The 23,074-nt window shown below is 70.8% G+C and carries 21 protein-coding genes; 11 read left to right on the top strand and 10 right to left on the bottom strand.

All coding sequences use genetic code 11. The features are described from left to right. Positions 1-23: 23 nt before the first annotated feature. Positions 24-824 (bottom strand): sugar phosphate isomerase/epimerase, encoded by an 801-nt coding sequence (locus tag AB0J90_RS32880; protein ID WP_363602688.1) that lies wholly within the window; start codon positions 822-824, stop codon positions 24-26. A gap of 75 nt (positions 825-899) precedes the next feature. Next, the gene (locus AB0J90_RS32875) at positions 900-1,844 is read right to left on the bottom strand and encodes a Ppx/GppA phosphatase family protein (protein WP_326562372.1); all 945 of its coding nucleotides are present in this window, start codon (positions 1,842-1,844) and stop codon (positions 900-902) included. Between the two features lie 108 nt (positions 1,845-1,952). On the opposite strand from AB0J90_RS32875, the gene AB0J90_RS32870 reads away from it, so the two are divergent. From AB0J90_RS32870 to AB0J90_RS32860, 3 genes are all read left to right on the top strand, one after another. Then, positions 1,953-2,825 (top strand): hypothetical protein, encoded by an 873-nt coding sequence (locus AB0J90_RS32870; protein ID WP_363602686.1) that lies wholly within the window; start codon positions 1,953-1,955, stop codon positions 2,823-2,825. A gap of 156 nt (positions 2,826-2,981) precedes the next feature. Further along, positions 2,982-4,220: an MFS transporter gene (locus AB0J90_RS32865; RefSeq protein ID WP_363602684.1), complete on the top strand. Its 1,239-nt coding sequence runs from the start codon at positions 2,982-2,984 to the stop codon at positions 4,218-4,220. Positions 4,221-4,491: 271 nt separating this feature from the next. Next, a complete protein-coding gene (locus AB0J90_RS32860; RefSeq protein ID WP_363602682.1) occupies positions 4,492-5,979 on the top strand; it encodes a cellulose binding domain-containing protein in 1,488 nt (495 codons plus the stop codon). Positions 5,980-6,118: 139 nt separating this feature from the next. Here the strand turns inward: AB0J90_RS32860 and AB0J90_RS32855 are convergent, their stop codons facing one another. Together AB0J90_RS32855 and AB0J90_RS32850 are read right to left on the bottom strand one after the other, a co-directional pair. Beyond that, positions 6,119-6,802, bottom strand: a complete 684-nt coding sequence (locus AB0J90_RS32855) for a response regulator transcription factor (RefSeq protein WP_326562369.1) — start codon at positions 6,800-6,802, stop codon at positions 6,119-6,121. A gap of 31 nt (positions 6,803-6,833) precedes the next feature. Beyond that, the gene (locus tag AB0J90_RS32850) at positions 6,834-8,123 is read right to left on the bottom strand and encodes an ATP-binding protein (RefSeq protein ID WP_363602680.1); all 1,290 of its coding nucleotides are present in this window, start codon (positions 8,121-8,123) and stop codon (positions 6,834-6,836) included. A gap of 220 nt (positions 8,124-8,343) precedes the next feature. Here AB0J90_RS32850 and phoU point away from each other — a divergent pair, with 220 nt between their 5' ends. Further along, the gene (gene phoU, locus AB0J90_RS32845; RefSeq protein ID WP_363602678.1) at positions 8,344-9,033 is read left to right on the top strand and encodes a phosphate signaling complex protein PhoU; all 690 of its coding nucleotides are present in this window, start codon (positions 8,344-8,346) and stop codon (positions 9,031-9,033) included. An 87-nt stretch (positions 9,034-9,120) separates the two neighbouring features. Here the strand turns inward: phoU and AB0J90_RS32840 are convergent, their stop codons facing one another. Beyond that, on the bottom strand, positions 9,121-9,870 hold the full coding sequence (locus AB0J90_RS32840; RefSeq protein WP_363602676.1) for a phosphoglyceromutase: 750 nt from the start codon (positions 9,868-9,870) through the stop codon (positions 9,121-9,123). 150 nt (positions 9,871-10,020) lie between these two features. Between AB0J90_RS32840 and AB0J90_RS32835 the strand changes: the two genes are divergently transcribed. Both AB0J90_RS32835 and AB0J90_RS32830 read left to right on the top strand, forming a co-directional pair. Beyond that, positions 10,021-11,301, top strand: coding sequence for an MFS transporter (locus AB0J90_RS32835; RefSeq protein ID WP_363602674.1), 1,281 nt, complete (start codon positions 10,021-10,023; stop codon positions 11,299-11,301). A gap of 111 nt (positions 11,302-11,412) precedes the next feature. Beyond that, the gene (locus AB0J90_RS32830) at positions 11,413-12,696 is read left to right on the top strand and encodes an MFS transporter (RefSeq protein WP_363602672.1); all 1,284 of its coding nucleotides are present in this window, start codon (positions 11,413-11,415) and stop codon (positions 12,694-12,696) included. A 370-nt stretch (positions 12,697-13,066) separates the two neighbouring features. On the opposite strand, the gene AB0J90_RS32825 is transcribed toward AB0J90_RS32830, so the two are convergent. From AB0J90_RS32825 to mshA, 3 genes are all read right to left on the bottom strand, one after another. After that, the gene (locus AB0J90_RS32825) at positions 13,067-13,969 is read right to left on the bottom strand and encodes a hypothetical protein (RefSeq protein ID WP_363602670.1); all 903 of its coding nucleotides are present in this window, start codon (positions 13,967-13,969) and stop codon (positions 13,067-13,069) included. 84 nt (positions 13,970-14,053) lie between these two features. After that, the gene (locus tag AB0J90_RS32820; protein ID WP_363602668.1) at positions 14,054-14,587 is read right to left on the bottom strand and encodes a YbjN domain-containing protein; all 534 of its coding nucleotides are present in this window, start codon (positions 14,585-14,587) and stop codon (positions 14,054-14,056) included. 25 nt (positions 14,588-14,612) lie between these two features. Beyond that, positions 14,613-15,998, bottom strand: coding sequence for a D-inositol-3-phosphate glycosyltransferase (gene mshA / locus AB0J90_RS32815; protein ID WP_363602666.1), 1,386 nt, complete (start codon positions 15,996-15,998; stop codon positions 14,613-14,615). Between the two features lie 185 nt (positions 15,999-16,183). Here mshA and AB0J90_RS32810 point away from each other — a divergent pair, with 185 nt between their 5' ends. The 5 genes from AB0J90_RS32810 (at position 16,184) to AB0J90_RS32790 (ending at position 21,532) form a co-directional block, all read left to right on the top strand. Then, positions 16,184-16,948 carry an SDR family oxidoreductase gene (locus AB0J90_RS32810; protein ID WP_363602664.1) on the top strand — a complete coding sequence of 255 codons (765 nt, stop codon included), beginning with the start codon at positions 16,184-16,186 and terminating at the stop codon, positions 16,946-16,948. Next, positions 16,948-17,739: a class I SAM-dependent methyltransferase gene (locus AB0J90_RS32805; protein ID WP_363602662.1), complete on the top strand. Its 792-nt coding sequence runs from the start codon at positions 16,948-16,950 to the stop codon at positions 17,737-17,739. Before AB0J90_RS32810 ends, AB0J90_RS32805 begins: the two co-directional genes overlap by 1 nt. Positions 17,740-17,964: 225 nt before the next feature. Next, positions 17,965-18,726, top strand: a complete 762-nt coding sequence (locus AB0J90_RS32800) for a maleylpyruvate isomerase family mycothiol-dependent enzyme (protein WP_363602660.1) — start codon at positions 17,965-17,967, stop codon at positions 18,724-18,726. 324 nt (positions 18,727-19,050) lie between these two features. Then, entirely contained in the window at positions 19,051-20,475 is a 1,425-nt protein-coding gene (locus AB0J90_RS32795; RefSeq protein ID WP_363602658.1) for a GH1 family beta-glucosidase, read from the top strand. A 40-nt stretch (positions 20,476-20,515) separates the two neighbouring features. Then, complete coding sequence (locus AB0J90_RS32790) at positions 20,516-21,532, top strand: LacI family DNA-binding transcriptional regulator (RefSeq protein WP_363602656.1); 1,017 nt, start codon at positions 20,516-20,518, stop codon at positions 21,530-21,532. A gap of 25 nt (positions 21,533-21,557) precedes the next feature. Here AB0J90_RS32790 and AB0J90_RS32785 read toward each other — a convergent pair whose 3' ends face one another. Both AB0J90_RS32785 and AB0J90_RS32780 read right to left on the bottom strand, forming a co-directional pair. Continuing rightward, complete coding sequence (locus AB0J90_RS32785) at positions 21,558-22,073, bottom strand: O-acetyl-ADP-ribose deacetylase (RefSeq protein ID WP_363602654.1); 516 nt, start codon at positions 22,071-22,073, stop codon at positions 21,558-21,560. Further along, positions 22,073-22,903: an EI24 domain-containing protein gene (locus AB0J90_RS32780; protein WP_363602652.1), complete on the bottom strand. Its 831-nt coding sequence runs from the start codon at positions 22,901-22,903 to the stop codon at positions 22,073-22,075. The genes AB0J90_RS32785 and AB0J90_RS32780 overlap by 1 nt, the downstream gene beginning before the upstream one ends. Between the last annotated feature and the right edge of the window lie 171 nt (positions 22,904-23,074).

Here is a 23,074-nt window from a genome sequence, read left to right as displayed (position 1 = left end):
CTGTCGGTGGTTCTGCGTGCCTGTCAGTGGTTCAGCGTGGGGGCCGTGGCCAGGTGCTCGCGCGCGAAGGTCAGGGCCGCGCCGAGGTCCGCCTCGCGCGCGGCGCGGCTCTTGGCGCCCCGGGTCGACACCTCGACCGCGATCGCCCCGGTGAACCCTCGACCGGCCAGCGAGGCGAGCAGTTCCGCGCAGGGCTGGTTGCCCCGGCCCGGCACCAGGTGCTCGTCGCGCCCCTCGCCGGTGCCGTCGCCGAGGTGGACGTGGGCGAGCTTGGCCCCCATCATGTCGGCCATCTCCAGCGAGTCGGTGTGTGACGCGGCACAGTGCGACAGGTCGAGCGTGTACGCGTCATAGCCGGTGTCGGTCGGATTCCAGCTCGGGACGTACGGGACGAACTCCCGTCCGGCCATCCGGACCGGGTACATGTTCTCCACCGCGACCCGCACGGCCGGGTGCTCCTCGGCCAGCCCGTCGAGGATCGGGCCGAAGGAGCGGGCGTAGTCGCGCTGCCAGGTGAAGGGCGGGTGGACCACCACCGTCGGCGCCGCCAGCGTCTCGGCCAGCTCCACCGCCCGGCGCAGCCGCTGCCCCGGATCGTTGCTCCACACCCGCTGGGTGACCAGCAGACACGGGGCGTGCACCGAGAGCACCGGTACGCCGTAGTGCTCGGCCAGGCCACGCAGCGCCCCGGCGTCCTGACTCACCGCGTCGGTCCAGACCATGACCTCGACACCGTCGTAGCCGAGCGCGGCGGCAAGCTCGAAAGCCGCCGCTGTCGGCTCGGGGAAGACCGAGGAACTGGACAGGAGCACAGGGGTCGCCACGGTTGTCAGCGTAGCTCTCGGCGCCACAAGCGCCACCGACAAGATGCCCTAAACCGCCCGTATCCGCAGGTCAGGTCAGGCGGGTTCGAGTTGGTCCAGCCGCCGCAGGATGACCCCTTCGCGCAGTGCCCACGGGCAGATGTCCAGCGACTCGATGCCCAACCGCCGCATCACCGCCTCCGCCACCACCGCACCCGCCAGCAGCTGGTGCGCCCGGCTGCTGCTCACCCCTTCGAGTTCCGAGAGTTTGCTCGGCGGTATGTGCCGGATGAAGCCGATGACCTGCCGCAACCCGTGCTGGGAGAGGCTGCGCCGGGCCCAGAGGCCGGCACTGGAGGGAGCCGCCCCGGCCAGCCGGGCCAGCATCCGGAACGTCTTCGAGGTGGCCACCGGCCGTTCCCAGCCGACCTGGGTCATCCGCTCCACCACCGGGTCGAGCATCGAATCGACGTACTCCTCGAGTTCCGCGACGGCCAGGGCCGACGGCGGCTCGGTGGTGCTCGGATCGACCCTGAGCCGTTCCCGGGTCAGCCGCCCGGCGCCCAGCGGCAGCGAGAGCGCGATGTCCGGGTCCTCGTCGATGCCGGCCGCGACCTCCAGCGAACCACCACCGATGTCGAGCACCAGGAGCCGACCGGCGGACCAGCCGAACCAGCGACGGACCGCGAGGAACGTCGCACGCGCCTCGTCCGCCCCGGACAGCACCTCAAGCTGTACGCCGGTCTCGGCCCGCACCCGGCCCAGCACGTGCGCCGCGTTCTTCGCGTCGCGGACCGCGGAGGTGGCGAAGGCGAGCAGGTCGTCGACGGTCAGCCGGGCGGCCGACGCTTTCGCCTCGGCGACGGACGCCACCAGCGCATCCTCGCCGCTACCGGTCAGCTCGCCGTTGCGGCCGATCTGCTCGGCCAGGCGCAGTACGGCCTTCTCCGAGTGCGCGGGCCACGGGTGCGCGCCATGGTGGGCGTCGACCACGAGGAGGTGGACCGTGTTGGAACCGACGTCGAGTACTCCGAGCCGCATGCCGAAACCCTAGACTCGCCCGCTGTCCCCTTCCGCTCGCACCCGGCTCACCGCGCCCGAAACGGCAGCTATCCGACCTGGTAGAGCCGCCGGGCGTACGCTGACCAGGTGGCAGGCCGTACGCAGCTTCGCATTCTGGTCCAGGATCCGACGGATCCCCGTAGCCGGGAGGTCGATCTCGACTTCCCCCGGGAGTGGATCGAGTTCCTCGACCCCGCGGATCCCGCCCATCTCGTCCGTGCCGACCTGACCTGGTTGCTGTCCCGCTGGACCTGTGTCTTCGGCAAGGGCTGTCACGGCATCATCGCCGGCCGGGCCGCCGACGGGTGCTGCTCGCACGGGGCGTTCTTCACCGACGACGATGACGAGCAGCGAGTCAAGGCGGCAGCCAGCCGACTCACCCCGCAGACCTGGCAGCACTACCGGCGCGGCTTCAAGAAGTACACCGAGATGGACACGGTCGACGGCAAGACGCCGGCCCGGCGTACCGCGACCCAGTCCTCCGGTGAGGGACCGTGCGTCTTCCTCAACGACGCCGACTTCCCCGGTGGCGGCGGCTGCGCCCTGCACGGTCAGGCGCTGCGCGACGGGGTGCACCCGTTGGAGTACAAACCCGATGTCTGCTGGCAGCTCCCGGTCCGGCGGGACCAGGACTGGACCAAGCGCCCGGACGGCAGCAAGGTGCTGGTCTCGACGCTGAGCGAGTTCGACCGGCGCGGCTGGGGCGCGGGCGGCCACGATCTCGACTGGTGGTGCACCTCGTCGCCGGAGGCGCACGTCGGCCAGGAGGCGATGTACCTGTCGTACGAGGCCGAGCTGACCGCACTGATCGGCGCGCAGGCGTACGCGAAGCTGGCCGAGCTGTGCGAGGCGCGCGCGAAGCGGGGATTGGTCGCCCCGCACCCGGCCACCCCGGAGCCGCCGCCCACCCGGCGCGTCACCGTCGGCCGCAAGCCGGCCACCCCGACCGTCGCCCCCTGACCAGGGTCGCGTCTACGGGCGCGGTGGTGGGAGTGGCGTCCATGACATTCGTTTGCCACTGACAGACAGGTTTGTCTAGCCTGATCGAGCTAGACAAACCTGTCTGTTCGTGCGCCTGTCCACGAGGAAGTCGCGCCCGTCCTCGAGAGAAGCCCGATGACCTCACTGCTCGCCGCCCCACCCGCCACCCGTACGCCACCGCGGTCCCGCCGGCTGCCGCCCGCCGTCGGTTTCTGGCTGCTCGCCTCGATCGTGGTGGCGTTCCTCGCCGGCTCCAGCGCCCCGACCCCGCTCTACGCCATCTACCAGGCGGAATGGGGCTTTTCACCGATCACCGTGACCCTCGTCTTCGGGGTGTACGCGCTGGCCGTACTGGTCGCGCTGCTGACCGTCGGCTCACTCTCGGACCACGTCGGGCGCCGACCGGTGCTGATCGCGGCCATCGCCGTCCAGGCGGCGACCATGCTGGTGTTCGCCGCCGCCGACGGCGTACCGGAACTGATGGTCGCCCGGGTCCTCCAGGGCCTCTCGACCGGCGCCGCCGCCGGTGCCATCGGCGCCGGAATGCTCGACCTCAACCAGGCCAAGGGCGCGATCACCAACGCGGTCGGACCCATGCTCGGTACGGCCACCGGCGCACTCGGCTCCGGACTGCTGGTCCAGTACCTGCCGGCCCCGGCCCACCTGGTCTACCTGGTGCTGTTCGGCATCTTCGTGGTGCAGGGCGTCGGCGTGCTGCTGATGAGGGAGTCGTCGTCCCCCCGACCGGGTGCACTCGCCTCGCTGCGACTCCAGTTCGCCCTGCCCACGATCGCCCGCCGCCCCCTGCTGCTGGCCGCACCGGCCCTGGTGGCGGCCTGGTCCCTGGCCGGTTTCTACGGGTCGCTCGGCCCGAGCGTGGTCCGCCTGGTCGCCGGCTCCAACTCGTTCGTACTCGGCGGGCTCGCCCTGTTCACGCTGGCCGCGAGCGGCGGCGTACTGGTCCTGCTGCTGCGCACCGCCGCACCCCGTACGTTGATGTTCGTCGGCACCGCCGGCCTGTTCGTGGGCGTGGGCATCACCCTGCTCGCCATCACGGGCACCTCGGAAGCCCTCTTCTTCGTCGGGACCGTGGTGGCCGGGGCCGGCTTCGGCGCCGGTTTCCAGGGCGCGATCCGGACCGTGATCCCGCTGGCCACCCCGCACGAACGCGCCGGGGTGCTCTCCGTGATCTACGTGGTGTCGTACCTGGCCATGGGCTTGCCCGCGGTGATCGCCGGCTTCCTGGTCGTACACGCGGGCGGGGTGCTGACCACCGCCCGGGAGTACGGCATCGCCGTCATGGCGCTGGCCGCCCTGGCCCTGCTCGGCCTGACCCTCGCCCGCCCCACCCGCCGCCCCCGCCTGGCCGCATAGCCTCAGGTTTCCGGGCACCCGCTCAGGATCGGGTCATCGCCCAACGGGCCCCTTCTCCTCACTCCGCGACGGGAAGGGGCCCTTCCTGTCGATCGCCCTCCTGACCCCGTTCTCGATCGCCCTCCTGACCCCGTTCTCGACCGCGCTCCTGACCCCGTTCGCCTGCGTTCTTGACCCCGTCGATAACTGTTAGGTTTACTAACTGATCGAGCACGGTGATTCCGTGCCGGTGCGGTTCCGCCCATCGATCGATCGACGGAAGGCCCTGCCCGTGACACTCACCCCGGTCGGCCGTACGGTGCTCGGCGCATCCGTCGCCGCCGCCCTCGCGATTGCCACCACCCTGGCCCTCACGCCCAACGCGCACGCTGCCGGCCCGGTACTGACCGCCGCCTTCACCCAGTCCTCGGCCTGGGGCAGTGGCTACGCCGCCGCGTACACGATCCGCAACGGCGGGGACGCCGCCGCCAACGGCTGGGTGGTCGAGTTCGACCTGGCCGCCGGTTCCACCGTCAGCACCTCCTGGGACTCCGTACGCAGCCAGTCCGGGCAGCGTTACCGCTTCGCCAACGCCGGCTGGAACGGGACCGTGGCCCCCGGCGCGACGCAGAGCTTCGGCTTCAACGTCAGCGGACTCGCCACACCCACCAACTGCACCCTGAACGGCGCCCCGTGCACCGGCGGACCTCCCCCGACCACTACTCCCCCGCCGAGCACCCCGCCCCCGCCGACGACGGCACCGCCAACCACACCCCCGCCAACCACACCACCGCCGCCGAGCACGCCCCCGCCCAGCGGGCCGACGGTGAACGTGAGCACCGCGGCCGAACTCAGGTCGGCACTGGCCACAGCCCAGCCGGGCCAGACCATCCGCCTGGCCGCTGGCACCTACCGTGGCTCCTTCGTCGCCCAGCGGGCCGGCACGGCGTCCGCCCGGATCACCCTGACCGGGCCGCGCAGCGCCGTACTGATCAACGACGGCCCGTCGGGCAGCGGCCCGTCCTGCCCCGCGCCGACCGCCGGCTGGGATTCCGGGTACGGCGTGTGGCTCTTCAACGCCCCGTACTGGAACCTGACCGGTTTCACGGTGGCGGAGTCGAAGAAGGGGATCATGCTCGACAACTCGCACCACGTCACCATCGACGGGGTGTACGTGCACCACACCGACGAGGAGGGCGTGCACTTCCGGCGCTCGTCGGCGGACGGGATCCTGCGCAATTCGCAGGTCGAGTACACCGGCCTGGTCCAACCCGGCTACGGCGAGGGTGTCTACCTCGGCTCGGCGCAGTCGAACTTCGACTGCCACGGCAACTCGGGCGGGATCGACCGCTCGGACCGGGTGCAGGTGCTGGACAACCGGATCGGCCCGTACGTGACCGCCGAGCACCTCGACATCAAGGAGGGGACCGAGGGCGGCGTGGTACGCGGCAACACCTTCGACGGCCGGGGCATCACCGGACAGAACTCCGGCGACTCCTGGGTCGACGTCAAGGGCAACGGTTATCTCTTCGAGCGGAACACCGGCTCGTTCAGCTCACCGGGCACGTTCGCGAACGGCTACGAGACCCACAACCTGCTCACCGGTTACGGCTGCGGCAACATCTGGCGGAGCAACACCTCCGACCTGGGCGGGGTGGGCCGCTGGGCGATCAACGTCACCTCGACCTCGAAGTGCCCCAACAACCTCAACATCGTCCACACCAGCAACACCGTCACCGCAGCCCAAAACGGCCTAACCAACATCCCCACCACCCCCTGACCACCCTGACACGCTCGTTGATCATGAAGTTAGCGCAGCCCGAGGGCCGAATTTCCGCGCTAACTTCATGATCAACGCCCGGGTTTGGGCGGGATGCGGGGGATGGGAGGGTGGGGTGGGGGTGCGGTGGGGGTGGGGTTTAGGGCTCGAATTTGTAGCCGAGGCCGCGGACGGTGACTATGTAGCGGGGGGTGCTGGGTTCCGGTTCGACCTTGGAACGTAGGCGCTTGACGTGGACGTCGAGGGTCTTGGTGTCACCGACGTAGTCGGCGCCCCAGACGCGGTCGATGAGCTGGCCACGGGTCAGCACCCGGCCGGCGTTGCGCAGCAGCAGTTCGAGCAGCTCGAACTCCTTGAGCGGAAGCTGTACGGCACCACCGTCGACCGTCACCACGTGCCGCTCGATGTCCATCCGTACCGGGCCGGCGGCCAGGGTCGGCGCGGCCAGGTCGACCGTCTCGCTGCTCTTGCGCCGCAGCACCGCCCGGATCCGGGCGACCAGCTCACGCGGCGAGTACGGCTTGGTGACGTAGTCGTCGGCCCCGATCTCCAGGCCGACCACCTTGTCGATCTCGCTGTCCCGGGCGGTGACCATGATGATCGGCACATGCGAACGCTGGCGAAGCTCTCGGCAGACCTCGGTACCGGACATCTCGGGCAGCATCAGGTCGAGCAGCACGATGTCCGCGCCAGTGCGGTCGAATTCGGTGAGCGCCGAGAGACCGGTCGGTGCGACCGATACCTCGAAACCCTCTTTGCGCAGCATGTAGGAGAGGGCGTCGGAGAACGACTCCTCATCCTCGACCACGAGAACGCGGGCCAACGGACTTTCCTTTCCTCTGTCCGACCTGGGGTTACTTGGCCGGACCGGTATCGATCTCAATTGACGGGGGTAGCGGTAGGACAGCGTCCGGCGGGCTGGCGGGCAACCGCAGGGTGAACGTCGAGCCTCCACCAAGCGTGCTTGACACCTCGACCCGTCCGCCATGGTTGGTGGCGATGTGTTTGACGATCGCCAGGCCGAGCCCGGTGCCGCCGGTGGCTCGGGACCGGGCCTGGTCGGCGCGGTAGAAGCGCTCGAAGATCCGATCCACCTCGTTCGGCGCGATACCGATGCCCTGGTCGGCCACCGAGATCTGTACGTGGTCGTCGTCCGCCCGAGTGGTCACCGTCACCCTGGTCTCCTCACCGGAGTACGCGATCGCGTTCTCCACCAGGTTGGCGACGGCGGTGGCGACCTGGCTGTCGCTGCCGTACACGGTCAGGTCGCGTTGGCCCTCGACCACGATCTCGACCTTGCGTGCGGAGGCGGTGGTCCGGGTCCGGTCGATCACCTCGGCCACCACCCAGTCCAGCGCGACCGGCTCCGGCTCCGGCAGTGGCTCCGCACCCTGCAACCGGGTGAGTTCGAGCAGTTCGTTCACCAGCCGGCCGAGTCGGGTCGACTCGTGCTGGATCCGCTCGGCGAAGCGCCGGGCCGCCACCACGTCCTCGGACGGCTCGACACCCCCGTTGTCCGCGGGCGGCTCGGTGGCGTCGAGCAGCGCCTCGGCGAGTAGCTGCAGCGCACCGATCGGAGTCTTCAGTTCGTGGCTGACGTTGGCCACGAAGTCTCGCCGTACCCGGGCCACCCGGTGCGACTCGGTCACGTCGGCGGCCTCGACCGCGACGAAGCCGTTGCCGATCCCCATCGCGCGCAGGTGCACGCCGAGCGGATCGTGCGTCCCGCCGTCGCGGCCGCGCGGCAGGTCGAGTTCGACCTCACGGCGTACCCCGGTCCGGCGCACCTGGCCGGCCAGCGTACGGATGATCGGGTGCGCGGCGATCGTGCCGGGACTGACTCCGGCGCGGAGCAGGCCCATGGCCCGCGCGGCGGGGTTGATCAGGACCGGTACGTCCTCGGTGTCCAGGACCACAACGCCGACTCGCAGGGAGTCGATGCTCTTGCGGCCGAGTCCGGAGACTTCGGCCTTCTGGTGCTTCGCGATCGCCGGCCTCCCGTCGGCTGGGGTGAGGTCGCCCCCGCCCGGGAGTCGCCGCACGCCGTGCTCCGGTGCCCGCCGGATGGCGCGCACCAGCAAGGGACCGATGATCAGCCCGATCACCAGTCCACCGGCCACGCCGGCTACGACCCCCCATTCCACCCGGCGATCGTAGGGTCATTGTTATCCGGGCGGCCCCACACAATAGGACATTTCGGGCGCGGACATGGCAAAGTTCACGCTCCGGCCTCGCGTCGTTCACTTGCGTTCACCTACGTGCCGTCCGGCCGCCCTACGGTGGGCTCGTTACCTGCCCCAACCCCGTGCGGGTCCGTCGGCGGCGGTGGCCCCCCGGCGAGCCCACCGACCACAGGACGTGATCATGCGCGACGAGTTCCGGACCGACCTGCACATCGTCAGCCAACTACTGGTGGACATGGCGGAGGCTGTCCGTGCGGCGATGAGCAAGGCCACCAAGGCGCTGCTCACCGCCGACCGGGCGGCCGCCGAGGCCGTCATCGCCCGCGACGCCGAGATCGACAGCATCTACCGGCAGGTGGAGGAGCGGGTCGCCGACCTGCTCGCCCGCCAGGCACCGGTCGCCTCCGACCTACGCGCGGTGATCACCGCACTGCACGTCGCGGCCGATCTCGAGCGGATGGGCGACCTCGCCGACCACGTCGCCAAGACGGCGCTGCGCCGGCACCCGTCGCCGGCCGTACCGGCCGAACTGCGGGGCGTCTTCACCGAGATGGCCGCCGTCGCCGACCGGATCGCCCACAAGATCGGCCAGGTCCTCTCCAAGCCCGACGCCAACCTCGCCGCCGAACTCGAGCGGGACGACGACGCCATGGACGACCTGCACCGTGACCTGTTCGCGGTGCTGCTCAGCGACGACTGGCCGTACGGGGTGGAGACCGGCATCGACGGGGCACTGCTCGGGCGTTTCTACGAGCGGTACGCCGACCACGCGGTCAACGCGGGCGAGCGGGTCGTCTACCTGGTGACCGGAGAATTCTCCGACGAGCTGGCGTCCGGCGAGTTCTCGGACGAGGAACCCGCCAGCGAGTAGCGTGCCCAGCGCCAAGATGTAGGAAGGGGCCCCTCCCGCGCCGCGACGGCGAGGAGAGGCCCCTTCTGCGTACTCGTGGGCTTCGGGTCAGCGGCCCTGGTTGGCGACCGCGGCGGCGGCCTCCTTCGCGGCCTCGGGGTCGAGGTAGGTGCCGCCGGAGGTGACCGGACGCAGCTGCGGGTCGAGGTCGTAGCGCAGCGGGATGCCGGTCGGGATGTTCAGCTTGGCGATCGCCTCGTCGGAGATCTGGTCCAGGTGCTTGACCAGGGCCCGCAGCGAGTTGCCGTGCGCCGCCACCAGGACGGTACGACCGGCGAGGATGTCCGGCACGATCGAGTCGTACCAGTACGGCAGCATCCGCTCGACCACGTCCTTCAGGCACTCCGTACGGGGCATCAGCTCCGGCGGCACCAGGGCGTAACGCGGGTCGCCGGCCGGTGACCACTCGTCGTTGTCGTCGATCGGCGGCGGGGGCGTGTCGTACGACCGGCGCCAGAGCATGAACTGCTCCTCGCCGTACTCCGCCAGGGTCTGCTTCTTGTCCTTGCCCTGCAGGGCGCCGTAGTGCCGCTCGTTGAGCCGCCACGACCGGCGTACCGCGATCCAGTGCCGGTCGGCGGCGTTGAGCGCCAACTCGGAGGTACGGATCGCCCGGCGCAGCACGCTGGTGTGCACCACGTCGGGGAGCAGGTCGTGCTCGCGCAGCAGCTCGCCGCCGCGCCGCGCCTCGCCCTCACCCTTCGCGGTCAGGTCCACGTCGACCCAGCCGGTGAAGAGGTTCTTGGCGTTCCAATCACTCTCGCCGTGCCGCAGCAGCACGAGGGTCCCAACTGTCATGCCCACATCTTTCCGCAGCTCCGCTCGTGACGTGCGAACACCCCGGCGGTGACGACCACCACGTGGAAATGAACATGACTCCGGGTGATCAGGACGACTAGGTTGTAAGGCATTGACCGAACACCGGTCATTACGCATCCGGGGGGCGACGTGCGGGCGGTACGAGGCTGGGTCAACAACACCACCGGCGGACTACCCGCGACGTTCTGGTACCTCTGGACCGGCACGTTGATCAACCGGCTCGGCTCGTTCGTACTGATCTTCCTGGCCATCTACCTGACCACCGCGCGAGGCTTCTCCGCGGTCGAGGCCGGCCTGGTGATCGGCCTCTACGGCGCCGGCGGCACGGTCGGCACGCTCAGCGGTGGCATCCTCGCCGACCGCTGGGGTCGGCGCCCCACGCTGCTCACCGCCCACATCGGCGCCGCGTCGATGATGGTGGCCCTCGGCTTCGCCCGTGGACTCTGGGTGATCGCGGCCGGCGCGCTGCTGCTCGGCATGTTCGCCGAGGCGGCCCGGCCGGCGTTCGCCGCGATGATGGTCGACGTGGTGCCGGAACGGGACCGGCTGCGGGCGTTCTCGCTCAACTACTGGGCCATCAACCTGGGCTTCGCCTGCGCCGCGATCCTGGCCGGCTTCGCCGCCCAGGTCAGTTACGAACTGCTCTTCCTGATCGACGCGACCACCACGCTGACCACCGCGGCGGTCATCTTCCTCAAGGTCCGCGAGCCGCGCCGGATCGCCGTCGGTCGCGTCCCGTCGACCCCGGGTACGCGCCGCGCCAGCGACGGCCTGCTCAGCGTCCTGGGTGACCGGGTCTTCCTCGGCTTCGTGCTGATCAACATCTTCACCGCGCTGGTCTTCCTCCAGCACATCTCGATGCTGCCGATCGCGATGGGAGAGGACGGTCTGGCCCCGTCGACCTACGGCACCGTGATCGCCCTGAACGGGATCCTGATCGTCGCCGGCCAGCTCTTCGTCCCCCGGCTGATCCGGGGTCGCAGCCGGTCGCACGTACTCGCCCTGGCCTCGGTCATCATGGGCGTGGGCTTCGGCCTGACCGCCTTCGCCGACGCCGCCTGGTTCTACGCGCTCACCGTGCTGACCTGGACCCTCGGCGAGATGCTCAACTCGCCGTCCAACTCCACCCTGATCGCCGAGCTCTCGCTGCCCGGCAAACGGGGGCGCTACCAGGGCGTCTTCTCGCTCTCCTGGTCGGTGGCCGGGTTCAGCGCCCCGATCCTCGGCGGCTTCGTACGCGAGCACCTCGGCGACTCGACCCTCTGGCTCGGCTGCGCCGCGATCGGCCTCGCCCTGGCCGTGGCCCACCTGCTGTCCGGCCCCGTACGCGAACGCCGCGCGGCGGAACTGCGCCGTCCCACCGTCCAGCCCGAGACACCTGCTCCGGTCCTCACCTCCCAGGCCGCCTGACCTCCGCCCGGTTCGTCGCAGCCGGGGTGACGTTGCGCACGTGGTGTTCGGGGTGTCGGGGTTTTTAGGATCGAACAGAACTGGAAACAAACCTTCGAAAAGAGGTACGGGGTGCGGCGCTGGCTGCGCGAAACCGCAGGCGGGCTCCCCGCCACCTACTGGTACCTCTGGACCGGGCTGCTGATCAACCGGGTCGGCGCGTTCGCGATGCTCTTCCTGTCGCTCTACCTGACCGGCAGCCGTGGAGCCAGCGAAGGGCTGGCCGGCCTGGTCGTCGGCGCGTACGGCGCGGGCGGGGCGGTGGGCGTACTGCTCGGCGGGGTGCTCGCCGACAGGTGGGGACGACGGGCCACCCTGGTCTGGTCGCACCTGGCCGCCGCGCTCGGCATGGTCGTACTCGCGTTCACCACCAACCTGGCGGCGATCGCCGTACTCGCCGGGCTGATCGGTGTCGTGCACTCGATGCCCGGGCCGGCGTTCGTCGCGGCGATCATCGACGTGGTGCCCTCCGACCGCCGGTCGCGGGCGTTCAATCTCCAGTTCTGGGCCTTCAACCTGGGCATGGCCGCCGCGTCGTTCCTCGCCGGCCTGCTCGCCGAGACGAGCTTCCTGGCTCTGTTCCTGGTGGACGCGGCCGCCACGCTGATCACCACCGGGCTGATCGCGTGGAAGGTGCCGGAGACGCTGCGCCGACACGCGCAACGGCGTCCCACCGAGCCGGCGACACGAGCCGCCACGGTGCCGCCGCGGCAGCAGGGCGGGCTGGTCACCGCACTGACCGACCGTACGTTCATGGTATTCGTGGGGTTGACCTTCGTGCTGGCCGTGCTCACCACCCAGACCTCGACCATCATGCCGCTGGCGATGCGGTCCGACGGCCTGAGCCCGGCGTCGTACGGGGTGGTCGTCGCGGTCGGTGGCGCGCTGATCGTGATCGGGCAACTGTTCGTGCCCCGGCTGATCGACGGGTACCGCAAGCACCTGGTGCTGGCCGTCTCCACCGTCCTGCTCGCCGTCGGCTTCGGCGCGCTGGCCTTCGCCGACCAGTTGCCGATCTACCTGACCGCGGCGGTGATCTGGACGGTCGGCTCGATGCTGGCCGCGCCACCGAACGCGGAGATCAACGCGGAACTGGCTCCGGCCGTGCTGCGGGCCCGCTACCAGTCGGTCTTCTACCTGACCTTCCCCGCGGCGGCATTCGTCGCGCCGGCGGTGGGCGGGGTCAGCCTGCAGTACCTCGGCGACTGGCACTGGGTCATCGCCGGTGGTCTCGGGCTGGCCGCCGCACTCGGGCACCTGCTGGCCGGTCCGGCCCGGGAGCGGAGGGTCGCGGCGATCCGCTCCGCGACGCCGACCGCGCCGCTACTGCACACCGCCGAAGCCGGCGCGGAATAGCACCGAGCTGTCGCGGAACAGCAAGGCAGGGCAGGGTACGCCGAAGCCGGCGCGGAACGACTTCTCACGCGCCGGCTTCGTTGTGCGGCCCGGCGGCGGCGGGCGACACTCACCCCCGTAAGCGTCGCCCGCTCACACCGCCGGTCTCAGGTGGCGCCGTCCCCCAACGGCTTAGTGCCACCCGTCCCCCGGGCGCCGCCCACTCGTGCTCGAATCTGATCGATTCGCGGTTCCCCCGAACCGTTCCGAGCGTGGCGCCCGCGCTCACGGTAGTTCGCGGTCCGTAACCGGCACAAGCTCAGTAACTGTTTCGCCGGTCACACGGCACCCCGCATTCGGCGGTGCCGCCCACGAACCAACTCCATCATGTTCAGCCATCCTCACGGTCCGGTGATTCCGGCTTGAAGAAGTTACTTTGCTTACCGTCCGAACGCCTCTCCTGGTAGATGAAATTCAGGCGACGCAGGTCGAACGTCTTGAACCACTGATCCCAGGTGATCTGCTTCAGCCGGCCGCCTTCGCGCCACCCCGGAAAGTTGAACGTCAGTACGCCGGCCCGACCGTCCCGCTCGGTGCCTTCGATCGTCGCCGGCTTCGCCTTGCGGGCCTGCGCCCACCGCCGGATCACCTCGTGACTGGTGGTGACGAGACTCCGCCCCGGCCGTTCGGGCTTCTGGTCCGGAGAGGAGATCGGCTGGGCGTACTTCAGTGAACGGGACATGGTCCGGCCGATCCGGATCCCGCTCGCCGCCGCGGCCTTCGCCCGCTCGGCGGTACGGGCCGCCGTACTCGGTGACGCCTTCGACGGGGACGAGCGGCGCTGGCGAGCCGACGCGCTCACCCCGCCCGACGTGGTCCTGCTCCGCGACGGCGAGGTGGCCTTGCGCGCGGCCGAGGTGGCCTTGCGCGCCACCGTCGAGGTGCTCTTGCGCACCGACGAGGTGGCCGTACGGGCCGACGCGGTGCTCTTGCGCGCCGGGCTGGTCTTACGCGCCGCCGTCGTGGTCCGCTTCGCCGGACGGGTGCTCGTCCGCGCCGAACCGCCGCCGCGACGCCCCTCGTTGCGCAGCGCCCTCGCCAGGGCCTGCACCAGGTCGCCCTTGCGCAACGCCGAGATGCCGGTGACGCCACGCTTGCGGAGCTGGCCACGGATCTGTTCGGCGGTCATCTGAGCGATATCGCTCGGACTGCTGCTTCCGGCGCTGATCGTCCGGTTCCTGGTCGCGGTCGCGTTGCCGCCGCGACTCGAACTGCTTCGTTGAGCTTGAGCCATGAGATTCTCACGCTCCCTGGACAGTCTGTCATCGGCATGGGGCGCGCGTACCCGATCGTCCGTGCGCCACCGCTGCCATACCCGTCAGGGGCGGTCCAAATCCGGCTCGGCGGATTTCGACGGCTCGAAGAGATGGGAAAACGCCGCCAGGTTCGCCACTGATTCGCCCCGCTTGAGCCGCCAATCCCATTCCCGGCGGATCGCGGTACCGAAACCGATCTCCAACATGGTGTCGAAGGAATCGTCGGCGTAACTGAGCACCGAACCGAGCAGCCGGTCCAGTTCCTCCTCGTCGACCCCACCCAGACCCACCCGGCCGGTCAGATAGACGTCGCCGACCGCGTCGATGGAGAACGCCACCCCGTACATCCGGGCGTTGCGCCGCAGCAACCAGGCCCACAGTTCCTCGCGCCGCTCGTCCGGCTGGCGCATCACGAACGCCTCCACCCGCAGCGCGTGCTCGCCGACGATCAGGTTGCAGATCGTCTTGAGCTTGTGGGTGCCGGGCAGCGTGACCGCGTACGCGAACTCACCCGTCGGTTCACAGGGCAGTTCCCGCTCGGCGCAGGCCGACTCGATCAGCGCACCGATCCGCGCTCGCTCGTCCCGCCCGGTCATCGGTCGCTCCGCCCGTTCGTCCGGCTCACCGGACCCCCGCCGGCAGCACCACGGACGTCTCGACCCCGGTCCCGCCCAACTCCGACGCCAGCCTGTCCCGGTGCTCCGCCACCGCACCACGGTAGACCGCGAGCAGCCCGGAGGCGGTCCTCGCCCAGGAGAAGTCCTGGGCGTGCCGGACCGCGCCCGCGGAGAGCGCCGCCCGCCGGCCGGGCGCGGCGAGCAGGCCGCTGAGCGTACGGGCCCAGTCGACCGGGTCGTGCCCGTCGACCAGGATCCCGCTCGCCCCGTCGCGTACGGCGGTGACCAGGCCGCCCACCGCGGCGGCGACAACCGGCGTACCGCACGCCTGCGCCTCCAGGGCCACCAGCCCGAACGACTCGGTGTACGACGGCACCGCCACCAGGTCGGCCGCCCGGTACAGGTCCGGCAGGTCCTCGCCGGTGCAGGGCGGCCGGAACACCACCGACTCGGTGATGCCGAGGGAGGCGGCCAGCTCGATCAGGGCGGTGGGCCGGTCCAGCCCGCTCCCGCTCGGGCCGCCCGCGATCACGACGGTCAACTGGTCGGCGATGTGCGGATCCCGCTCGCGCAGCGCGGCAACCGCGTGCAGCAGCACGTCGGGTGCCTTCAACGGCTGGATCCGACCGACGAACGCGACCACGTACCCGTACTCGGGCAGCCCGAGGCGGCGGCGGGCGGCGATCCGGCCGTCGGCGCCCGACCCGGTCGGTGCCGGGCGGAAGCGGTCCAGGTCGACGCCGGGCTCGACCACCGCGACCCGGGTGGGGTCGGCCGCGTAGCGGGCGATCAGGTCACGGGCCTCGACGGCGGTGTTCGCCACCATCCGGTCGGCCTCGGCCACCAGCTGTTCCTCGCCGATCACCCGGTACTTCGGCTCCGGCCGGTCGCCCTCGGCGAGCCGCGAGTTCTTCACCTTGGCCAGGGTGTGCGCGGTGTGCACCAGCGGTACGCCCCAGCGTTCCTTGGCCAGCCAGCCGACGTGCCCGGAGAGCCAGTAGTGCGAGTGGATCAGGTCGTAGAAGCCCGGCGGGTGGGCCGCCTCGGCACGCAGCACGCCGTTGGTGAAGGCGCAGAGCTGCCCGGGCAGTTCCTCCTTGGCGAGGCCCTCGAAGGGCCCCGCGGTGACGTGCCGGACCAGCACGCCCGGCGCCATCTCGACCACCGGCGGCAGGCCGCTCTCGGTGGCGCGGGTGAAGATCTCGACCTCGACGCCGGCATCGGCCAGCCGCCGGGCCACCTCGACGATGTACACGTTCATCCCACCGGCGTCGCCCGTGCCCGGCTGGTGCAGAGGCGACGTGTGTACGGAGATCGTGGCGATCCGGGCCGGTGTCGGCCATGGCCGGGCGCCCCGCTGCCGCCCGACGCCCGTATGCGATTCCGCCACAACCACTCCTTCGGTCAAGGTGACACGCAGTCCGGCATGATCCGGGCGCCCAAGACATCAACCGTTACGTCGAACGTCATCTTCCCGATCACGCCAGAACCATTCATCCCGGTACCCGCACGGGTGACCGACCTCATCCGCCGCCCTGCGCTGGAAGGGCCCGGTCGATGGGAAACAATGCTCGGATGACTCCTGTCGCGATCGTCACCGGCGCCTCCAGCGGGATCGGCGCGGCCACCGCTCGGCGGCTGGCCACCGAGGGCTTTCACGTCCTGGCCGCCGCCCGCCGCTCCGACCGGCTGACCGAACTGGTCGAGGAGATCGAGAAGAACGGCGGTACGGCCACCGCCGCGGTCTGTGACGTGACCTCGGACGACTCGGTGGCGGATTTGGCGCGTACCGCGGCCGGGCTGCCGGGCCCGGTGACGCTGCTGGTGAACAACGCCGGTGGGGCGATCGGCCTCGATCCGGTGGAGTCCGCCTCGGTCGCCGACTGGCAGTGGATGTACGACGTGAACGTACTCGGCACGCTGCGGGTGACCCGCGCGGTGCTGCCCGTACTGGAGGCTTCCGGCGCGGGGACCGTGATTGTGGTCAGCTCGACGGCCGGGCTCGACGTGTACGAGGGCGGCGGCGGTTACACCGCGGCCAAGCACGCGCAGACCGCGCTCACCCGTACCCTGCGGCTGGAACTGGTCGGCCGGCCGATCCGGGTGATCGAGATCGACCCGGGCATGGTCCGTACGGACGAGTTCGCGCTGCACCGCTTCGGCGGCGACGCGCAGCGGGCGGCGGCGGTCTACGCCGGGGTGGCGGAGCCGCTGGTCGCCGACGACATCGCGGACTGCATCGCCTGGTGCGCCACCCGCCCGCAGCATGTCAACGTGGACCGGCTGGTGGTCCGCCCGGTGGCCCAGGCGGCCCAGCACAAGGTGCACCGGGTGACCTGATGCCGCCGCCGCGCCGGCCGCTGGGGGTGGTGACCCGGGGCACGACCAATCCCAACCGGTTGCGCCGGGTGGACAACTGGATCGCGGCCTGCTGCGCCGGTCCGCTGCGCGACGCGGCGGACCCGCTGGTGGTCGACCTCGGCTACGGCGCCACCCCGGTCACCGCGGTGGAACTGCGGGCCCGGCTGGCCGCCGCGGTCCGGCCGGACGTGCGGGTGGTCGGGCTGGAGATCGATCCGGTACGGGTGGCGGCTGCCGCCGCCGCGGCCGATCCACCGTGGCTCACCTTCGCCCGTGGTGGTTTCGAGCTGGCCGGTCTGCGCCCGGTGCTGGTCCGGGTCTTCAACGTGCTCCGCCAGTACGACGAATCGGCGGTCGGCCCGTCGTGGCGGACGATGGCCGCCGGGCTCGCCCCGGACGGGCTGGTCGTCGAGGGCACCTGTGACGAGTTGGGGCGGCTGGCGACCTGGGTGCTGGTTGACGCCAGCGGGCAGCCACGGTCGCTGACCCTGGCGCCGAGGCTCGCCACTCTGGAGAGTCCGGCGGCGCTGGCCGAGCGGCTGCCGAAGGCGCTGATCCACCACAACGTCCCGGGTACGGGGGTGCACGCCCTGGTCCGGGCGCTGGACGACGGGTGGCGTGACGCGGCCGCGTACGCGACCTTCGGTCCCCGGCAGCGCTGGTTGCGTACGGTCGCCTCGGTTCGGGACGCCGGCTGGCCGGTGCTCGACCGACCGGCCCGCTGGCGGCTCGGCGAGATCACCGTCGCCTGGTCCGCCGTCGCACCCTGACCGCCGCTGCGCCTCCTGACCTGGCAGCTTGCGGTGGCGTCTGCCCGAACGCCTCCGTCCGTCATAAACCTTGTACGATTTAATCCGATTGTTCTAGCGGGACCGATTGGCGCGCCGGAATCGGGTGTTGGTCGAATGCGCGTTAACGTCTGGCGCGTTGTTCACCCTAGGCTGGAGGCGAGCCAGGCGACCCTCTTGGTGGCCCGGTAGCGCGGGAGGATCGTGATGAGCAGACTGCACGGCACGAAGGATTTCTGGCTCGGTGCGCTGCGCGCGGACGGGCCGGCATTCCGCGCGGCCGTGGCCGAGGCGCCGCCGGATGCCCCGGTGCCGTCCTGTCCGGAGTGGACCACGACCGATCTGGTGCACCACCTCGGCTCCCGCTACCGCTGGGTCCGGGGTGTGGTGACCGGTGGTGGCGTGGAGGCCCCGAGCCAGCCGCCGGTCGAGGACGGCCTGCCCTCCGGCACCGCCGGGCTGGAATGGTGGCAGCACGAGTACGACCAGCTGCTCACCGCGTTCGACGCGCTCGACCCGGAGACGCCGGCCTGGAACTGGGCGCCGCAGCCGAAGAAGGTCGGGTTCTGGCCGCGCCGGATGGCGCACGAGACCACGGTGCACCGCTGGGACGCCCAGTTGGCGATCGCCTCGGCCGAGCCGATCGAGGCGAAGCTGGCCGCCGACGGGGTGAGCGAGGTGCTGGACACCTGGTTGCCGGCGGGACGGCGGCGCTCCCCCGAACCCCGGTACGGCGTGGTCCAACTGGTGGCGGTCGACGCGGGTCAGGACTGGTACCTGCGGCTGCGCGGCACCGGCGTGGCCCTGCTGGACACGGACACGATCCTGGACAGCGACGACCACCACGCCCGCGCACACGTCACCGGGAACGCCAGCGACCTGCTGCTTGCGCTCTGGGGCCGGATCAACTTCGACGTGCTCGAGGTTTCCGGCGACGTGACCCTGCTCCAGGGTCTGCGGGCCGGCTGAGTTTTTTCGACCCTTATCTTTCCCGTCCCCCACGGGCGGCGCCCGGCCGGCGATACTGGGCCGGGCGCCGATCGGCGGTGCCCATGACTACGCCCGCGGTATCAGGTGGAGGCGCCGTGTAACTTTGTGAGAGCGCTCTCTTGACACTCGGGTAACCCGCGTTCACGCTCGGAAGAGAAGTCTCCCCGCGCGCCCGTCGAACGGCCACCGCTCGGATGGCACGCGGACCTGCGTCGGGCGCCGCGACCGCCCGGGTGCCGCTACTCGTCGTTCACGTCGTCGTCGCGGGATCCTCGGCGGCATCAGGAAAGGTGCGGTAACGGTATGACCACTCTTGACACGCAGCAAGCGGTGCTCCCGGCACCGGCGGAAGCGGCGGTGCGCTTCCCCGAGGGCTTCGTCTGGGGAGCGGCGACGGCGTCGTACCAGATCGAGGGCGCGGCCCAGGACGACGGGCGCGGCCCGTCGATCTGGGACACCTTCAGCCGTACGCCGGGCAAGGTGTACGCCGGCCACACCGGTGACGTGGCCTGCGACCACTACCACCGGTACCCGCAGGACGTGGCGATGATGGCCGACCTCGGGCTGCACGCGTACCGCTTCTCGGTCGCCTGGCCCCGGATCCAGCCGGACGGCTCCGGCCCGGTCAACCCGCGCGGACTGGACTTCTACGACCGGCTGGTGGACGAACTCGTCGGGCGGGGCATCGACCCGATCATCACGCTCTACCACTGGGACCTGCCGCAGACGCTGGAGGACCGCGGCGGCTGGACCAACCGGGCGACCGCCGAGCACTTCGCCGACTACGCCACCGCCGTCTACGCCCGGCTCGGCGACCGGGTCCGCACCTGGACCACGCTGAACGAGCCGTGGTGCTCGGCCTACCTCGGGTACGGCAACGGCGTGCACGCCCCCGGGCGTCAGGATCCGGCGGCCGCCTTCAAGGCCGTACACCATCTGCTGCTGGCCCACGGCCTCGGCGGTCGGGCGCTGCGCGCGGCCGGCGCGCAGACCCTGGGAATCACCCTCAACCCGACCACCGCGCTGCCAGTGGATCCCGCCAGCACGGCGGACCAGGCGGCGGTACGGCTGGTCGACGGCCTGGCCAACCGGATCTTCCTCGACCCGATGCTGCGCGGCGAGTACCCGGCTGACGTGCTGGAGCACGTGGCCCGGTTCACCGACCTGAGCCACCTGCGCGACGGCGACGAGAAGATCATCAACGTCCCGATCGACCTGCTCGGCATCAACTACTACCAGCCGACCTACGTCACCGCCCGCGACGGCGCGATCGGTGGCGGCGGCGCCTACCCGGGCACCGAGGGGATCGAGTTCGTCGCCCCGGTCGGCCCGCTCACCGACATGGGCTGGATGATCGAGCCCCGCGGCCTCACCACCCTGCTGGTACGCATCTCCGAGGACTACCCGGGCGTCCCGATGATCATCACCGAGAACGGCGCCGCGTTCCCGGACAAGTTCAACCGCGACGACCCGGACGCCGACGGCCGGGTGCCGGACGCCGACCGGGTGGACTACCTCGACGGGCACCTTCGTGCCGCACACGAGGCCATTTCGAAGGGCGTCGACCTTCGTGGGTATCTCGTATGGTCATTGCTGGACAATTTCGAATGGGCCGAGGGCTACCGTAAGCGGTTCGGGATCGTCCACGTCGACTACCTGACCCAGCGGCGGGTGCTCAAGGACAGCGCACGGTGGTACCAGGAGGTCATCCGGCGCAACGGCCTGTAAGCCGGTCAGCAGGGCGAGGAAAGGGAAGCGAGGCGGGGGCATGACCATGGCACGGGAGCGACCGACGTTGGAGGCGGTGGCGCGGCGCGCCGGTGTCTCCCGGGCGACCGTGTCGCGGGTGGTCAACGGCTCCACCACCGTCGCCGAGCCGATCCGGGAAGCGGTCCGTCGGGCGGTCCAGGAACTGGGGTACGTCCCCAACCTGGCCGCCCGCAGCCTGGTCACCCAGCGGACCGACTCGATCGCGCTGATCCTGCCCGAGGCGGCCACCCGGGTCTTCTCCGACGACCACTTCTTTCCCGGCATCATCCGCGGCGTGAGCCAGGAGTTGGAGGCGGCGGACAAGCAACTGGTGCTGATGCTCGCCGGCTCGACCGCCAGCCACGACCGGGTGGAGAGCTACGCGATGGGTCGGCACGTCGACGGGGTGCTCTTCGCCTCGCTGCACGGTGCCGACCCGCTGCCCAGCGCGCTGGCCCGGATGGGCATCCCGGTCGTCTGCGGTGGCCGGCCGCTGGGACGGGCCACCGTGCCGGTGCCGTACGTCGACGTCGACCACATCGGCGGGGTGGCCCGGGCCGTACGTCACCTGCTCGACTCGGGCCGGCGCCGGATCGCCACCATCGCCGGCCCGCAGGACATGGTCGCCGGCATCGAACGGCTGGCCGGCTACCGGACCGAGCTGCAGGATTCCCGCCGCCGCTCGATCGTGGCGGTCGGCGACTTCACCCGCGAGTCCGGGGCACTGGCCATGCGGCAGCTGCTCGACGACGACCCCACCCTGGACGCGGTCTTCGTCGCCTCCGACCTGATGGCGCACGGCGCACTGCGTACGCTGCGCGAGGCCGGTCGCCGGGTGCCCGACGACGTGGCCGTGATCGGCTTCGACGACATCGAGTCGGCCCGCTACACCGACCCGCCGCTGACCACGGTCCGCCAGCCCATCCTGCAGATCGGGCGGGAGATGACCCGGCAGTTGTTGCGGATCGCGGCCGGCGAGGAGGTCGAACCGGCGGTGGTCCTGCCGACCGAGCTCGTCCTGCGCGACTCCGCCTGACCGACCACCCCGGTACGGCACAGCATCAACCGGCGTTGCGTACGCGTTCCGCAGTGGCCAGGGTGGTGGCGTCGAAGAGCACCAGCCGGGACTCGGTGAGGTTCGTCGGCTGGGCCGTACCCAGCACGGTCAGCGCCTGCCGGACGGCGTCCTCCACCGGCCAGCGGTAGACCCCGGACGAAATCAGCGGAAAGGCGACCGAACCGGCACCGAGTTCGTCGGCGACCCGCAGGCTGTTGACGTAGCAGTCGCGCAGCAGCTCGGACCGGTCCTCGGCAGCCGACCAGACCGGACCGACGGTGTGCACCACCCAGCGTGCTGGCAGGTTTCCGGCCGTGGTGGCGACCGCCTGCCCGGTTGGCAGCCCACGGCCGTACCGGGATGCGCGCAGGGCTCGACACTCCGCCAGCATCGCCGGGCCGCCGCGCCGGTGGATCGCACCGTCGACCCCGCCACCACCGAGCAGGGACGAATTGGCGGCGTTGACGATGGCGTCGACCCGTACCGTGGTGATGTCGCCCTGCACCAGAGCGAGTTCCACTATGCCTCCACGTTCGGCGTCGGGTGTTCGGTCCACCGACCCGGCTCGTCGATGGGCTCGCCGAGCGAGCGGCGGGCGAGCAGGGCGGCACCGGCCACCGCCGCCGGCATGACCAGGATGGCGCCGAGCGGGATCAGGAAGCAGCAGAAGACGGCGACCCCGAAGCCGAGCGACACCGGCCGTTGCGCGCCCAGCATCCGTCGACGGTCGGGCAGCCGCAGGCCGCGCCGGTAGAACGGGGCACCGACCAGCTCCAGGGCGAGAAACCAGCCGCCGACGGCCGCGGCGACCACCGGTACGACGAACTGCCCGACCACCGGGATGAAGCCCGCGAAGAACAGCGGTACGCCGAGCAGCACGGAACGCGTCACCAGCCGCAGCGAGTCGGACATGCTCCGGCGCAGCGAGCGCCACCAGGAAACCTCGATCTCACCCGGCACTCCGCCGTAGCGGGCCTCGACCCGCGCGGAGATCTCCTCGTAGAACGGGTCACCGACGACCAGGGTGACCGCGGTGAAGGTCAGTACGCCGAGCACCGCCCCCAGGGCCAGGAACGCGAAGCCGGCGAGCACCCGGATCAGGTCCCGCGCCCAGCCCGCCCAGCCGTCGGCGAACGGGGTGACCAGTGCGGCGAGGTCGTCCACGAAGTAGATCAGTGTGGCGTACCCGGCCAGGAAAAGCCCCCCGGTGATCAGCGCCGGCAGGATGCCGAGCAACACCAGCCGAGGCGTACGCGCGTACGTCCCGAGCCCCCGCACCAGCAACCCGACCCCGCCGAAAAACTGCCCCACCACACTCACGGCCGGCCCCGCGACCTTGCCTGCACCCACAACCCGGCAGCCTACTGCGCCCACCCGCCACCCATGTTGATCATGAAGTTAGCGACGGTTTCCGGCGCGAAAACCGTCGCTAACCCGGCTGGCCACCGACGGGTACGCCGTCGTGGTGAACTACGCCGGCAACAATGCCGACGCGGACAGCACGGTCGCCGCGATCAACGC

It is taken from the genome of Micromonospora sp. NPDC049523 (assembly GCF_040676775.1).
Taxonomy (GTDB): domain Bacteria; phylum Actinomycetota; class Actinomycetes; order Mycobacteriales; family Micromonosporaceae; genus Micromonospora_G.
Note: the sequence above shows the minus strand (reverse complement) of the source record. Positions and strands in the feature narration are given on the sequence as shown.